12 protein-coding genes and 1 tRNA gene are annotated in these 15,726 nt (G+C 59.9%); 9 read left to right on the top strand and 4 right to left on the bottom strand.

Annotation, left to right across the window (positions count from 1 at the left end):
* Nucleotides 1-423: 423 nt before the first annotated feature.
* From AACP59_RS03855 to AACP59_RS03840, 4 genes are all read right to left on the bottom strand, one after another.
* Nucleotides 424-1,677, bottom strand: coding sequence for a hypothetical protein (locus AACP59_RS03855; protein WP_339349953.1), 1,254 nt, complete (start codon nucleotides 1,675-1,677; stop codon nucleotides 424-426).
* Nucleotides 1,678-2,016: 339 nt separating this feature from the next.
* A tRNA-His gene (locus AACP59_RS03850) sits at nucleotides 2,017-2,092 on the bottom strand.
* A gap of 167 nt (nucleotides 2,093-2,259) precedes the next feature.
* Nucleotides 2,260-2,778, bottom strand: coding sequence for a DNA-deoxyinosine glycosylase (locus AACP59_RS03845; RefSeq protein WP_339349952.1), 519 nt, complete (start codon nucleotides 2,776-2,778; stop codon nucleotides 2,260-2,262).
* A gap of 140 nt (nucleotides 2,779-2,918) precedes the next feature.
* Nucleotides 2,919-3,893, bottom strand: a complete 975-nt coding sequence (locus AACP59_RS03840; protein WP_339349951.1) for a YwiC-like family protein — start codon at nucleotides 3,891-3,893, stop codon at nucleotides 2,919-2,921.
* A 169-nt stretch (nucleotides 3,894-4,062) separates the two neighbouring features.
* Between AACP59_RS03840 and AACP59_RS03835 the strand changes: the two genes are divergently transcribed.
* From AACP59_RS03835 to carB, 9 genes are all read left to right on the top strand, one after another.
* Nucleotides 4,063-4,416: a DUF488 domain-containing protein gene (locus AACP59_RS03835; RefSeq protein WP_339349949.1), complete on the top strand. Its 354-nt coding sequence runs from the start codon at nucleotides 4,063-4,065 to the stop codon at nucleotides 4,414-4,416.
* Between the two features lie 324 nt (nucleotides 4,417-4,740).
* Entirely contained in the window at nucleotides 4,741-5,112 is a 372-nt protein-coding gene (gene rpsL, locus AACP59_RS03830) for a 30S ribosomal protein S12 (protein ID WP_033490416.1), read from the top strand.
* A gap of 3 nt (nucleotides 5,113-5,115) precedes the next feature.
* Complete coding sequence (gene rpsG / locus AACP59_RS03825; RefSeq protein ID WP_297316186.1) at nucleotides 5,116-5,586, top strand: 30S ribosomal protein S7; 471 nt, start codon at nucleotides 5,116-5,118, stop codon at nucleotides 5,584-5,586.
* Nucleotides 5,587-5,612: 26 nt separating this feature from the next.
* Complete coding sequence (fusA, locus tag AACP59_RS03820; RefSeq protein WP_339349945.1) at nucleotides 5,613-7,739, top strand: elongation factor G; 2,127 nt, start codon at nucleotides 5,613-5,615, stop codon at nucleotides 7,737-7,739.
* Between the two features lie 194 nt (nucleotides 7,740-7,933).
* The gene (gene tuf, locus AACP59_RS03815; protein WP_297316188.1) at nucleotides 7,934-9,133 is read left to right on the top strand and encodes an elongation factor Tu; all 1,200 of its coding nucleotides are present in this window, start codon (nucleotides 7,934-7,936) and stop codon (nucleotides 9,131-9,133) included.
* A 281-nt stretch (nucleotides 9,134-9,414) separates the two neighbouring features.
* Nucleotides 9,415-9,978, top strand: a complete 564-nt coding sequence (gene efp / locus AACP59_RS03810) for an elongation factor P (RefSeq protein ID WP_297316189.1) — start codon at nucleotides 9,415-9,417, stop codon at nucleotides 9,976-9,978.
* Nucleotides 9,979-9,993: 15 nt separating this feature from the next.
* Entirely contained in the window at nucleotides 9,994-10,683 is a 690-nt protein-coding gene (gene nusB / locus AACP59_RS03805) for a transcription antitermination factor NusB (RefSeq protein WP_339349942.1), read from the top strand.
* A 274-nt stretch (nucleotides 10,684-10,957) separates the two neighbouring features.
* Nucleotides 10,958-12,187, top strand: a complete 1,230-nt coding sequence (gene carA, locus AACP59_RS03800) for a glutamine-hydrolyzing carbamoyl-phosphate synthase small subunit (protein WP_297316191.1) — start codon at nucleotides 10,958-10,960, stop codon at nucleotides 12,185-12,187.
* On the top strand, nucleotides 12,180-15,560 hold the full coding sequence (carB, locus tag AACP59_RS03795; RefSeq protein WP_297316192.1) for a carbamoyl-phosphate synthase large subunit: 3,381 nt from the start codon (nucleotides 12,180-12,182) through the stop codon (nucleotides 15,558-15,560). The genes carA and carB overlap by 8 nt, the downstream gene beginning before the upstream one ends.
* Nucleotides 15,561-15,726: the final 166 nt, after the last annotated feature.

Below are 15,726 nucleotides of genomic sequence, written 5' to 3'. Positions count from 1 at the left end.
TCTTGCATTATTTTTGGAGGTAGCTACTAGGCGAACACTAGAAGAACAATACTTGAGTCGTGTTTAGTGCAGTAACGTTGTCCTGTATTCAGGATGCAACTCTATACTCGTCAGTATTCGTTTCTGTGTCTTAGAGACAAGGCATGCAATTTTCAAGTGACTAAGCGATAGCACATATTTCGATTGCTTGAATCAGAAGCCGCAGGAAGCCGAATCGCAAAACTGAATCTGCAGACCACGACTTCTGATTCATAATCCTAACTAGTCGATACCGGCTAGAGCCATCTTGTATGCGTCCAAAGCACTTTGATAGCTACTGGATGACTTACCTACTTTTTGAGGATCATATCCCCAAGGAGCAAGTACATTAGAGTAACGCTTCACGACAAGGTCTAGATTATTGTCTAGCCATTCAAATGGATCCTATACCCACTCGACGTAGGTATAGTTCTTTTGTGGATTGACATGAGTTTCCATGAGAGCCTGCAAACCAAAAACCGGTGGAGTGATAAAACCATCGGGACTTAGGCAATCAACTTCGTAATGACCGAATGGTGTCACTCGGCTTGAGTGACGTGCATTAAGCGATTTCACCGCAGTTATACGCCCATAGCTTCCACCGTTTTTGTTGTAGAGAGATGGAAACTGCTTATATATGTAGTCATAAAGTGCAGGTATGTCTACAGCAATTTCAAAGGTCTCGTAAACGCCGTTATTTCGGAGTTCTCGATGATAACCTTTGCCACGAGAAGAAACTTCTGGTGAACTCATGAACTGTTCGAATTTGGAAAGGCATCCAGCTTTGCTTGAATAGAGTTGTACCGCACTAGGAGGTTCAACGGTCTTTCCTCTGTCATTTGTTACAGAGGGCAGAAGCGAGAGTGGGATCCATGCCAAAGAGATGATATCCGCGGCTTTGATATCTCCGCCAGCATTTGTTTTCCATTCAACCCGATCAGCGAGATCGGGATCCTTCTCTTTGAGAAGCTGCCTGAAAGCATCAAAATAGCCGTGTTTATTTGCTTTGGTACTTGTCGTCAACTGAACGTTGTTGTTGCGTGCCGCGCAGATATCTAAGAGATTGGCATTGAATTCGTCTAGACAATTTCGGTCATCTTGGTCGCGCGGCAGTAGGAGCTCAACAGGAACGAGAGTATCCAGCGGGGTTCTAGACTCTCCATCGTTCTCCTCTTTGCGAGTATGTCGTAAGAACTCCTCAATTTTGGTTCTATTGCTTTCCCAGGCGTCTTTGAAATCACTCCATGTGCAAATCGAAGGCGGCATTTTGTCGCCGTGCTCTTCCAAGGCAAGACGAAGAACATATAGGCCGATAGCTAAGGCATTATGGCCTCCGTCTAGGATGCCTTCCGTTTGCCTATCCTCGAAAAACAAACGGAACCGATTACGCTCAAGATTGTCGTAATGAGATGAAGCAATCAGTAGTCCTTTAGTTTTGTATGGGAAAATGTCGGGAGTTTCATCCAGTGAGTCCTGAATGTCATTTGTGACGTTTCCAACTTTGGAAGAACGTGGGTTTGCATCTAAATCTAGAACACTTATGAGATTGATCAAGCTCCTGATTTTGACATAACCAACAACTCTTGAAATGTACCCGATACCCTGACAGTCTGATTGACTGAACTTTATTATTGCAGACTGGGCCTGTGAAGTCTCCATTGCCCTTGTTCCTCTCCTTTTCCGATCTTGTCGGATAATGGCTGTGTGTATAAGGGAAAGAACAGGAAGAAGCAACAAAAACTGAGCGCTACCTAAACCTATCCAGGCTTATACCAAGCTCCAACCGGAGCTTTCAAGGGAAACTATATATTTAACCCTATTCTTTGGCTACTTATTGGGAGGCTATTTGAGCAGTGTGCTTGAGACCTTAACTGAACCTATTGAGTGCGGTATCTAAAGTAACTAAGTCACTATAGAGCAGGGTTGGTGAACAAAAAGCTATGGTGTGCAGATATTAACTAATGGAGGACGATATGAACAGGAAAATAGGCACGTAGGTGGGGTGGCTAACGCGGCTCGAACGCGCGACCTCCTGAACCACAATCAGGTGCTCTACCGACTGAGCTATAGCCACCATGGAACGAATACGCCGGGCGTATCCGTACAACAAACGACCACTATACACGACGTCTTGCTTTGGCACGCCGGAAATTCGTTTTATGTTCCATCGCTCGGGGAATCGCAGGTCAAGAGATGAAATGGTTGACCGGAAACACTGTCTATCCGGGCTGTTTCCCCCCATCAAATGTCGTCGCTTAATGCTGCCTGTATGGGTGCATAGGCAGCGATGAGATCGTCCAGGCTTTTGGCTGCGTTGGCGGGACTGGTCGAGGGGAGATTCACCATGGGCAGATGGAGTCCGGCTGCATCGAGAATGGGCTGACAATAGTGGGAGTAGAGCTGGCCGGCCTTTCGACCTGTGGTGAATACGGTGCGGATGGGTGCGTTGGTCAGGATGCTGCTGATGTCGGTGGGGACGACGTTGGTGATGCTGGCATCGCTGGCTCCATGGATGTCGCACTCCTGGATGACGTCCCAGAGGGCTATGCGGTGGTCGAGCGCAAATTGCCGGCGGATCATGGGATCCGGCTCTGGCACCGGAGTGTCGAAGAGGGCGGCCAAGACCGGCCAGAACCGGTTGCGGGGGAACATGTAGTAGAAGCCGGCCCGGCGTGATTCCGTGCTGGGCATGGACCCGAGGATCAGTACTCGTGACTGAGGATTCCAGACAGGTCCGAAACCATGAGCGACATGCTGCATCGTCCCTCCCTGGCGAGGAGCGAGGTGTGCCGGTGACCGTCCGCTTGTAGCGCGCCGTGAAGAAGCCATACGGTAGTTTTACCCCGAAGAAGGAACACCGGTATACGGACCTCACTGGTCATCGAATGACCGGCCTGCACCTATGGAAGTGCGGCGATGGACGTTGCGGTTCCGATGGTCACCAGGAAGACCAGAAGGCTGGCCGCGCTCTCCACCATGCCGACCTGGTTGATGGGGATGCGGCGCTTTCGGGCAATCACCGGCAGGGCGGCGGCACGAATCACCAGGACCAAGGCCACGAGCAGGGGCCAGAATCCGACCTTGGGCAGGATAAGGACGGCCCCGATCATCAGGATCAGATTCCAGGCGACGGAAGCAATCGCACACCACAGGTGCTGGCGCTCGCGGACCAGTGATTTCACATACAGGACCGATCCGAATTCCGTATAGGCGAAGATAAGCGCCGCCGCCAGTCCGGTCAGGGGAAGGGCCCGTGCGGGGAGGAAACCCTGGCTAAAACAGTTGACGGCCGGGTCCGACCGGCACCCGAAGTACCCGGCAGGGGAGGAGGCCGCCTGGGATTGGGGGCCGGTACCGAGGGAATAGGCAATCAGGCATAGCATACTGGCAGCGACGATGGAGACCACGTTGTTCCACCAGGAACGTTCCACGCGTTTCCAGGCGGCCAGGAAGGTCAGGGCCGCCAGAACCACGTACAACGGCACCCAACGCAAGAGGCCGGGGGTGGTGAGTATCAGGGCGAGTCCGAAAACGGCGGTCAGGGCAGCGTAGGTGGCGACCGGCGGCAGGAAGCGCCTGGCCATGTGGGAGACCAGCCACCGGGCGGTGGTGAATTCGGTGCAATAGCAGAGTACCCAGGCAAGGATCAAGAGCAGGTTGCGCCATGAAAGGCCTCCGATGAAGGCACCGGCCAGGGGAGGCATGAGTGCCATGGCCCAGGCTCCCGGCTGGTTGGGCACCCACTGATGCATCATCCTTGAACGGGCGCTGACGGGCTTGGACCTGGACCGGGAAGGCCTGACATCGGCAGCCTTCTCGGCAGGTTCCTGACGGTCACCGTCGGCAGCGACTTCGGTGTCTGGTCTCTGACTCATGGTTTCAACCCTATGCCTTTGCCGGCCAACGAACAAGGGAAAACCGGGCGAAATGCTTCCATGTGTGCACTCTTCTGCCTAGGCTGGAACCGTATGGAATCGGCAGGGACCAAATCAGCAGGATACAGCCCGGATGGCGTCGATCAGCCCGGCTCGGAGGGAGTGGATCATGGGAGTTGTCACCATCAAGCGGGCCTATGACGAGGCCGGCGAGGAAGATGGGGTCCGGATTCTGGTGGATCGCCTCTGGCCGCGAGGGGTCAGCAAGGCAGCTGCCTCCCTGGATGGTTGGCTCAAGGATGTGGCGCCGAGCCCTACCCTACGGAAGTGGTGGAATCATGATCCGGAGCGTTTCCGGGAATTCACGGACCGATACCGGACCGAGCTGGATGAGAACCCTGCCGTGGTCGATCTGCTGAACATCGTCAGGAAGCACGACCTCACCACCCTGGTCTATGCGGCCAAAGACCCGCAGGTCAACCATGCCCTGGTCCTGCGTGATTACCTTCGTGATGCCTTGTAAGGGGCATCGCTGAGGGTGGCAGCCAGGAAGTCTGGGACCTTCATGCCGCCCCTATAGCCCTTGGCATAGGCGTGGCGGCTGTCCGGCATGATGGTATACTGAAACTCGTGTGTGCCGGTAGCATGCCTTATGTCACAGGTGTGTGACCGGGATATCCCCGAGTTCGACGAATGCGGGCAGTAATGCCCGGCAGGAGGGCAAGGGGCCATCGGGCCGGTGGACAATGGCTGATTTCTCTCGGTTGTTCGGGTGATTGCGGCTGCGGTGCGGCGGCCCCACGGAGTGAACGAACAAGAAGCAACCTACTGAATCGGAGAGAATCAGTTGCCAACAATTGAACAGCTCGTCCGCAAAGGACGGAAGGCCAAGCCTCGCAAGTCGAAGACCTTGGCGTTGAAGGGCAGCCCGCTGCGTCGTGGCGTCTGCACCCGTGTGTACACCACAACCCCCAAGAAGCCGAATTCGGCACTGCGTAAGGTGGCCCGTGTCCGCCTGAGCTCCGGCGTTGAGGTCAGCGCCTACATTCCTGGCGAGGGTCACAACCTCCAGGAGCACTCCATTGTGCTGGTGCGCGGCGGACGTGTCAAGGATCTGCCCGGCGTGCGCTACCACATCGTGCGCGGCGCGCTGGATACCCAGGGAGTCAAGGATCGCAAGCAGGGACGTTCCCTGTACGGAGCAAAGAAGGCCAAGTAAACCATGTCACGTAAAGGACCAGCCAAAAAGCATCAGCTCCTGCCCGATCCCATCTACGGTTCGACCGTGGTGGCCCAGCTGATCAACAAGATCCTGCTCGACGGCAAGAAGTCCATCGCCGAGGACATCGTCTACACGGCCCTGGAACAGGTCAAGGAAAAGACCGACCAGGAGCCTGTGGCCGTGCTCAAGCGCGCCCTGGACAACATCCGTCCCAGCCTGGAGGTCCGCAGCCGTCGTGTCGGCGGCGCCACCTACCAGGTCCCCGTCGAGGTCAAGCCCAACCGCGCGAACACGCTCTCCCTGCGCTGGCTGACCGACTACAGCCGTGCCCGCCGTGAGAAGACCATGGCCGAGCGTCTGGCCAATGAGATCCTCGACGCCTCCAACGGCCTGGGTGCAGCGGTCAAGCGTCGCGAGGATACCCACAAGATGGCCGAGGCCAACAAGGCCTTCGCCCACTATCGCTGGTAATCAGAAGAGAGCGAGAACAAGGAATTATGGCACAAGACGTGCTCACGGACCTGACCAAGGTCCGCAACATCGGCATCATGGCCCACATCGATGCCGGCAAGACCACGACGACCGAGCGTATCCTCTACTACACCGGTGTCAACTACAAGATCGGTGAGACCCACGACGGCGCCTCCACCATGGACTGGATGGACCAGGAGAAGGAACGTGGCATCACGATCACCTCCGCCGCCATCACGGCCTTCTGGAACCGTCAGTCCCATGATCCCGAGGACACCTACCAGATCAACATCATCGACACCCCCGGCCACGTGGACTTCACGGCCGAGGTGGAGCGTTCCCTGCGCGTGCTCGATGGCGCCGTCGCCGTCTTCGATGGCAAGGAGGGCGTCGAGCCCCAGTCCGAGACGGTCTGGCGTCAGGCCGACAAGTACGGCGTGCCCCGCATCTGCTTCATCAACAAGATGGACAAGCTGGGTGCCGACTTCTACTATTCGGTCGACACCATCAAGGACAAGCTGGGGGTCAAGCCCCTGGTCATGCAGCTCCCCATCGGAGCCGAGAACGACTTCCACGGCGTGGTCGACCTGGTTCGCATGGTCGCCTACTACTGGAAGGACGAGGCCGACCTGGGCGCCAAGTACGAAACCATCGACATCCCCGACGATCTCAAGGACCGGGCAGAGCAGTACCACACCGAGCTCATCGAGGCCGTGGCCGAGAGCGACGAGTCTCTGCTGGAGAAGTATCTGGGAGGGGAGGAGATCTCCCAGGAGGAGATTCGCAAGGCCGTTCGTAAGATGACGATCGATCAGACCGCCTTCCCGGTCTTCTGCGGTTCGGCCTTCAAGGACAAAGGCGTGCAGCCCATGCTGGATGCCGTGGTAGACTACCTGCCCAGCCCCGAGGACATCCCCGCAATCAAGGGGTACAAGGTCGGTGATGAGTCCGTCGAGATAGATCGCAAGCCCACAGTGGATGAACCCTTCTCGGCTCTGGCCTTCAAGGTCGCCACCCATCCCTTCTACGGCAAACTGATCTACGTCAGGGTATACTCCGGCAAGGTGGCCCAGGGTGACACCATCCTGGACTCCACCAAGGGCAAGAAGGAGCGCGTCGGCAAGCTCTTCCAGATGCACTCCAACAAGGAGAATCCGGTTGATGAGGCCATCGCCGGCAACATCTACGCCTTCGTCGGTCTCAAGAGCGTCACCACCGGTGACACCCTGTGCGATGAGAAGGAGCCGGTGGTGCTGGAATCCATGACCTTCCCCGATCCCGTGATCGAGGTTGCCGTTGAGCCCAAGACCAAGGCCGACCAGGAGAAGATGGGCATCGCTCTGCAGAAGCTTTCCGAGGAGGATCCCACCTTCCAGGTCAAGACCGACGAGGAGTCGGGCCAGACCCTGATCTCCGGCATGGGCGAGCTTCAGCTGGACATCCTGGTGGACCGCATGCGTCGTGAGTTCCATGTGGAGTGCAACGTGGGCAAGCCCCAGGTCGCCTACCGTGAGACCATCCGCAGGCCCGTCATGAACCAGGAATACACGCATAAGAAGCAGACCGGTGGTTCCGGTCAGTTCGCCAAGGTGCTCATGAACTTCGAGCCCCTGGACACGACCGAGGGCGAGACCTATCTCTTCGAAAACAAGGTCACAGGCGGCCACATCACGAAGGAGTTCATCCCCTCGGTCGATGCCGGTGTACAGGAGGCCATGGAGTCCGGCATCCTGGCGGGCTTCCCCGTCGTGGGCGTCAAGGCGACCCTGACCGATGGCCAGATCCACGAGGTCGACTCTTCGGAGATGGCCTTCAAGATCGCCGGCTCCATGTGCTTCAAGGAGGCCGCACCCAAGGCCAAGCCCGTCATCCTCGAGCCCATCATGGCCGTCGAGGTCCGTACTCCCGAGGAGTACATGGGCGATGTCATGGGCGACATCAACTCCCGTCGTGGCTCCATCCAGTCCATGACCGACGCCACCGGTGTCAAGGTCATCGACGCCAAGGTGCCCCTGTCGGAGATGTTCGGATACATCGGCGACCTGAGGTCCAGGACCCAGGGCCGCGCCATGTTCACCATGCAGATGGACTCCTACGCCGAGGTCCCCAAGGCCGTCAGCGACGAGATCATCAAGGCCCAGCGCGGCGAGTGAACACGCACCGGCCCGCCGACACGGCGGGCCGCCTCGCCGGCCGCTTTCTGTCACCAGTCGGCGCTACACTCTTGTAGCGCTGACTGGGCGGAGGGCATAACTGGCAAAGAACCCAATTACCCAGTAATATGTAGCGAGTGCTCTGTGCGTGGTTCGTGCAGGCAAACTACGAACGTCCAGGAGGACAAAACACAATGGCAAAGGAAAAGTACGAGCGGACCAAGCCGCACGTTAACATCGGCACCATCGGCCACGTCGATCACGGTAAGACCACACTGACCGCGGCCATCTCCAAGGTGCTGCACGAGGAGTACCCGGATGTGAACCCCGAGTACGATTTCGCTTCGATCGACGCTGCTCCTGAGGAGAAGGAGCGCGGCATCACCATCAACATCGCGCACATCGAGTATCAGACCGCGAAGCGTCACTATGCCCACGTCGACTGCCCCGGTCACGCCGACTTCGTCAAGAACATGATCACGGGTGCGGCCCAGATGGATGGAGCCATCCTGGTGGTAGCCGCCACCGACGGACCCATGGCCCAGACCCGTGAGCACGTTCTGCTGGCCCGCCAGGTCGGCGTGCCGAAGATCCTGGTCGCCCTGAACAAGTGCGACATGGTCGATGACGAGGAGCTCATCGAGCTGGTCGAGGAGGAGGTCCGTGACCTGCTCGACGAGAACGGGTTCGATCGTGATTGCCCAGTCATTCGCACCTCGGCCTATGGTGCTCTCCATGATGACGCACCCGATCACGACAAGTGGGTTCAGACCATCAAGGATCTGATGGATGCCGTTGATGACTACATCCCCACCCCTGTCCATGACCTGGACAAGCCTTTCCTGATGCCCATCGAGGATGTCTTCACCATCTCGGGCCGTGGCACCGTGGTGACCGGCCGTGTCGAGCGTGGCAAGCTGCCCGTGAACTCCAACGTGGAGATTGTCGGCATCCGCGACACCCAGACCACCACCGTCACCTCCATCGAGACCTTCCACAAGCAGATGGATGAGGCCGAGGCTGGCGACAACACCGGTCTGCTTCTGCGTGGCATCGGCCGTGAGGACGTCGAGCGTGGCCAGGTTGTGGCTGCCCCCGGCACCGTGACCCCCCACCACAAGTTTGAGGGAGAGGTCTACGTGCTGACCAAGGACGAGGGTGGCCGTCACTCGCCGTTCTTCTCCAACTACCGTCCGCAGTTCTACTTCCGCACCACCGACGTCACCGGTGTCATCACCCTGCCTGACGGTGTCGAGATGGTCCAGCCCGGCGATCACGCAACCTTCTCCGTCGAGCTGATCCAGCCCGTCGCCATGGAGGAGGGCCTGACCTTCGCTGTTCGTGAAGGCGGCCACACCGTCGGTTCAGGTCGTGTGACCAAGATCATCGAGTAGTAGCTGTACCTGGGCGGGATTGATTTCCCGCCCGATGGGAAAGGGTCCGGTGCGTTTAGGCGTTCCGGACCCTTCGCCTTGTAACGACAGAGGCGCATGGACCTCGGCCGGGAGGGGCGACTCCCCGGGCTCCCGTGTTCATGCACCGTGGCATAATGGGCGAGGATTCATTGCGAGCAGGTCATTCCCGTAGGGCAGGCCGGATGGGCCTTGGTAAACGGGTCGAGAGGTCGGCCTGTGTGGATCACGGCCCAATCATTCATGAGATAGGTGGTATCAAGGTGGCACAGACTTCAAACGACATCAAGAACGGATCGGTCATCAACCTGGACGGTAAACTCTGGACCGTCATCAAGTTCCAGCATGTCAAGCCCGGCAAGGGTCCGGCCTTCGTGCGTACGACCATCAAGGACGTTCTTTCGGGCAAGATCGTTGACCGTACCTTCAACGCCGGCATGAAGATGGAGTTCGAGACCGTCGACAACAGGACCATGCAGTACTCCTACCGTGACGGTGACTCCTTCGTCTTCATGGATATGAACACCTATGACCAGGTCAACATCCCGGCCAGCCTGATCGGCGACCAGGAGAACTACCTCCTGGAGGGCACCGACTGCATCATCAGCTTCCATGACGGGAACCCCCTGTCGGTGGAGCTGCCCGCCTCGGTGGTCCTGACCGTGACCGAGACCGAGCCCGGTGTCCAGGGCAACCGCTCCAATGCAGGTACCAAGCCCGCCACAGTCGAGACCGGGGCAGAGATTCAGGTACCCCTCTTCGTGGGTCAGGGCGAGAAGGTCAAGGTGGATACCCGCGATGGGTCCTACCTGGGCCGCGAGAACTGAGGCCGGCGCGATCAGATGGCACGTTCCACAGCCCGTAAGCGGGCGCTGAACACCCTGTATGAGGCGGATGAGAAGGGGCAGGACATCCTGTCCCTTCTGGATGAGCGCATAGCCCATCCCGGGGCCCAGACGCCCCTGCCCGACTATGCCATACAGATTGTTCGCGGCGTGGCCGGACACCAGAGGAGCATCGACGGCATCCTTGATGCCCATTCGACCAGGTGGTCCCTGAGCCGCATGCATGTCATCGACAGGAACCTCTTGCGCATTGCCGCCTGGGAGATGCTCTACAACCCTGATGTGCCCGACAAGGTGGCCATCGACGAGGCGCTCTCCCTGGCGAAGACCCTGTCGGATTCCGATGCACCCTCCTTCATCCACGGCCTGCTCAGTGCGGTCCGGAAGGAGAAGGACCAGGGATCCGAGCATAACGAGGCCGAGACCGCACGCCTGCAGGAGGCGTCCAGGATCGCCAGCCTGGCGCTGACCGAGGCTGACAGGGCTGAGGGGGAAACCTCCCCGGATGAAGACAATGACCGTCCGGAGGTCGAGCACCTGGCTGACAGCAGCGAGGCAGGCAAGGCCGAAGAGGCGACCGGTGATGGTGCACAGACGGATGACACCGATACGGATGGGGTCTTTCTGGCCGATTTGACCCTTTCGGTACCCGACGAGCTTTCCAATAGGGATGATTCGCTCGAATAGGTCCAACATTAATCGTTGAGGTTCTTCGAACGAGTGTGCGGTGTCCCCGCAGATACTTCAGGGACGCCGCATTTTCGTTTCCTCTCATTGCATATTCGGGAAGCTCGCGATTGTGCTGGATTTCGACAATCGGTGTCTCCGCTTGGCGGCAGGGTCATTGGCGAGACACGCGCCCCTTCCCCTATCCGGTACGGACCACGAGGCTGCGGGTCTGAGGAAATCCACGGGTGTGACTAAGGTAATCACGAACAATCACGGCAATCAAGGGGGTTCGATGAACCTGAAGAACGCCAAGACCATTGATTCCGACAGCTATTTCTCCGACCGCGCCATGCTCGTCCTCGAGGATGGGGAAGTGTATACGGGGATGGCCTTCGGCGCGGCGGGCACCACCATAGGTGAGATTGTGTTTGCGACCGGGATGACCGGGTATCAGGAAACCCTGACAGATCCCAGTTATGACCGGCAGATCGTCGTACAGACCTTCCCGCACATCGGCAATACCGGTGTCAACGACCAGGACGGGGAGTCCGCCAGGATCTGGGTGGCCGGATATGTGGTCCGGGAACCAAGTCCCAATGTCAGCAGCTGGCGGGCCCGGGGCAGTCTCCAGGATCAGCTGGTCGATCAGGGCATCGTCGGGATCAGTCACATAGACACCCGCCGGCTCGTACGGCACCTGCGTTCGGCAGGTGTCATGCGGGCCGGTATTTTTTCCGGCCCCTCCGCGGCACTCGATGGGGAAGGCAGACCCAGGATCATGCAGGATTTCCTGGACCAGGTCCGCTCGGCACCTCGTATGAGTGGTTCCCACCTGACCGGAGAGGTCAGTACGGACGGGTCCTATACGGTCGAACCGGCCGGGGACTTCCTTGGTAAGGAACCCCTTTGCACCGTGGCGGCCCTTGACCTGGGCATCAAGTCTATGACCCCGCACCGGCTGGCCGAGCGTGGATGCCGGGTCCATGTGCTCCCGGTGGATACCACCATCGAGAAGATCCATGCCCTGAACCCGGATGGGGTCTTCTTCTCCAACGGTCCGGGCGACCCCTCGACCGCCGACGACGAGGTGGCCCTCCTCAGGCAGGTCCTGGCCGCCGGACTGCCCTTCTTCGGCATCTGCCTGGGCAATCAGCTCCTGGGCCGGGCCCTGGGATTCGATACCTACAAGCTCAAGTTCGGTCACCGGGGCATCAACCAGCCGGTCATGGACCTGAACACAGGCAAGGTCGAAATCACGGCCCACAATCACGGGTTCGCCGTGGATGCCCCCAAGGGGAAGCCGGTGCAGGCGCCCTATGCGGGTGGTCGATACGGTCGCGTCCGCGTCTCGCATGTCGATCTGAACGATGAGGTGGTGGAGGGGCTGGAATGCCTGGACATCCCCGCCTTCTCGGTCCAGTACCATCCGGAGGCCGCAGCCGGTCCGCACGATGCCTCCTACCTGTTCGATCGGTTCATCGATTTGATGAGGAACGCCAAGGGAGGGAAGGCACATGCCTAAACGGCAGGACATCCATTCGGTCATGGTCATCGGCTCGGGACCCATCGTCATCGGGCAGGCGGCCGAGTTCGATTACTCCGGGACCCAGGCCTGCAGGGTCCTCAGGGAGGAGGGGATCAGGGTGATCCTGGTAAACTCCAATCCGGCCACGATCATGACGGACCCCGAGATGGCCGATGCCACCTACATCGAGCCCATCTCCGTCCCCTTCCTGGAACGCATCATCGCCAAGGAGCGCCCCGATGCCCTCCTCCCCACCCTGGGCGGACAGACGGCTTTGAATGCGGCCGTGGCCCTGGGCAAGGCCGGTGTGCTGGACAAGTACCAGGTGGAGTTGATCGGTGCCTCCCTGGAGGCCATCGACCGTGGCGAGGACCGGGAACTCTTCAAGAAGGTCGTGGCCCAGGCGGGCGCCGAATCGGCACGTTCCCGCGTGGCCCACTCCCTGGATGAGGCCGATGCCGTGGCCCGGGAGCTGGGTTACCCCCTGGTGGTGCGTCCCTCCTTCACCATGGGCGGCCTGGGGTCGGGCATCGCCCACGACCAGGAGGAGCTCCACCGGATAGCCGGGGCCGGCATCCACTATTCACCCACCAACGAGGTCCTCCTGGAGGAGGGGATCGAGGGCTGGAAGGAGTATGAGCTGGAGCTCATGCGCGACCGCAGGGACAACGTGGTCGTGGTCTGCCCGATCGAGAATGTGGATCCGGTCGGGGTCCACACGGGCGACTCCATCACCGTGGCCCCGGTCTTCACCCTGACCGACCGGGAGTACCAGCAGATGCGTGACATCGGCATCGCCATCATCCGTGGGGTCGGTGTGGATACGGGCGGTTGCAACATCCAGTTCGCCATAAACCCGGACAATGGGAGGATCATCGTCATCGAGATGAACCCCCGTGTTTCGAGGTCCTCCGCCCTGGCCTCCAAGGCCACCGGGTTCCCCATCGCCAAGATCGCCACCGAGCTGGCCCTGGGCTACACCCTGGACGAGATCGAGAACGACATCACCAGGTCCACCCCTGCCTCCTTCGAGCCCACCATCGACTATGTGGTGACCAAGATTCCCCGGTTCGCCTTCGAGAAGTTCCCCGGGGCGGACACCACCCTGACCACCTCCATGAAGTCGGTGGGGGAGGCCATGGCCCTGGCGGGCAACTTCCAGGAGTCCCTGGGCAAGGCCATGCGGTCCATTGACAAACGGCACATGACCTTCGACTGGGATGGGCCCCGGCCCGACCAGGCCGAGGTGGACCACCTCCTGGAGCTCATGCACACCCCCACCGAGCACCGTTACCTCCAGATCCAGCGGGCCCTCTGGGGTGGTGCCAGCCTTGAGCGGATTTTCGAGGCCACCAGGATCGACCGCTGGTTCCTGGAGCAGCTCAGCCTGATCAATCAGCTGGCCATGGAGGTGAGAGAGAGCGAGGTACTGGATGACGACCTCCTGCGCCGTGCCAAGAAGGCCGGACTGAGCGACCTGCAGATCGCCCACCTGCGCGGCATGGGCGACCAGGGTGAGGCCGTCGTGCGGGAGCTGCGCTGGGCCTTCGGCATCCGCCCGGTCTACAAGACCGTTGACACCTGCGCGGCCGAGTTCGACGCGGCCACGCCCTACTATTATTCCTGCTATGCCGACGAGTCGGAGCTGAGGCCCAGGGAGCGCGAGGCGGTCATCATCCTGGGCTCCGGCCCCAACAGGATCGGGCAGGGGGTCGAGTTCGACTACACCTGCGTCCATGCGGTCCAGGAGCTGGGTAAGGACTATGACACCATCATGGTCAACTGCAACCCGGAGACCGTCTCCACCGACTATGACATGTCGGACAGGCTGTATTTCGAGCCCCTGACCTTCGAGGACGTCCTGGAGATCTACCAGGCCGAGAAGAGGATGGGACCGGTCAAGGGCGTCATCGTCCAGCTGGGCGGTCAGACCCCGCTCTCCTTGGCTGCCAGGCTCAAGGAAGCCGGGGTCCCCATACTGGGCACCAGTCCGGAGTCGATCGACCTGGCGGAGAACCGGGAGCTCTTCGGGGAGGTCCTGAAGAAGGAGGGGCTGAACGCCCCCCGGTACGGTACGGCCCTCTCCCTGGAGGAGGCCCAGGAGGCAGCCCGCGGCATCGGTTACCCGGTCCTGGTCAGGCCCTCCTACGTCCTGGGTGGCCGCGGCATGGAGATCGTCTACGACGATGCCCAGCTGGAGAAGTACGTCGACCGTGCCCTGAACGAGGCCAAGGCCGACACGGTCGTCTCCGGGCGCCTGCCGTCGCCCCTCCTGATCGACAAGTTCCTCCAGGATGCCATCGAGATCGACGTCGATGCCCTCTACGACGGCAAGGACCTCTACATCGGCGGCATCATGGAGCATGTCGAGGAGGCCGGGGTCCATTCCGGTGATGCGGCCTGCACCCTGCCCCCATCCACCCTGTCGGATAATCAGATCGAGCGTCTGCGCAAGGCCACCCGGGCCATCGCCGAGGGGTGCGGGGTCCGCGGCCTGATCAACGTCCAATATGCCTTCATGGCCAACACCCTCTATGTGATTGAGGCCAACCCCCGTGCCTCCCGGACCGTTCCCTTCGCCTCCAAGGCCACAGGCACGGCCCTGGCCAAGGCCGCTGCCAGGATCATGGTGGGGGAGACCATCGCCCAGCAGCGGGCCAACGGTCTCCTTCTTCCCGTCCAGGACGGGGGAATCGTCAGGGTTGGACAGCCCGTGGCCGTCAAGGAATCGGTCCTGCCTTTCAAACGGTTCAGAACCCCGGTTGGCCGGACCGTCGATATCCTCCTGGGGCCGGAGATGCGCTCCACGGGCGAGGTCATGGGCTTCGACAAGGACTTCCCGCACGCCTTCGCCAAGAGTCAGCTGGCCGCCTACGAGGGTGGGCTGCCCACTTCGGGCGTGGTCTTCCTCTCGGTCAATGACACGGACAAGCGTCAGCTCCCCATGTTGGCCCTACGCCTTCAGGAGCAGGGCTTCAGGATCTGCGCCACCGAAGGTACGGCTTCCGTCCTGCGCCGGTACGGCATCGATGTGGCGGTGGTCGACAAGATAACCGGTGGAGTCTCCGATCAGGTGGCCGGACGGGATGTCGAAGACGGCATCAGGCGGATGGATCGGAATCCCGTCCAGCTGATCGAGGAGGGGAGAATCGATATGATCCTCAATACCCCCAGCTCCCGGGACTCCCGCTCCGATGGATACCTGATCCGTGTGGCTGCCATCGCGGCGGACATACCCCAGTTCACGACCATCACCGAGTTCTCGGCCGCCCTGATGGCCATTGACGCGGTCAAGACCGACGACTACGAGGTGCTGAGCATCCAGGAGCATGCCCAACGGCTGCTGGAGCTTGAAGGGCAAAACCGGTAGACCGGATCGGGCCCTTCCGCAGGGGCCTGGACCGGCAACTGGTTCCTGCTCAAGTTACAGGAAGTGAACAAGAGGTTGTGTGGACCGGGAGGGCCGGGAAGGAGGAACGGGCATAGCCTGGCTCCGTTCCCGGCCCCCGCTATTCTGGCTGTGTAGGTGCCCGTTC

This window comes from Bifidobacterium indicum, from assembly GCF_036987015.1.
Lineage (GTDB): Bacteria > Actinomycetota > Actinomycetes > Actinomycetales > Bifidobacteriaceae > Bombiscardovia > Bombiscardovia indica.
This window is presented reverse-complemented; position numbering and strand designations above follow the sequence as displayed.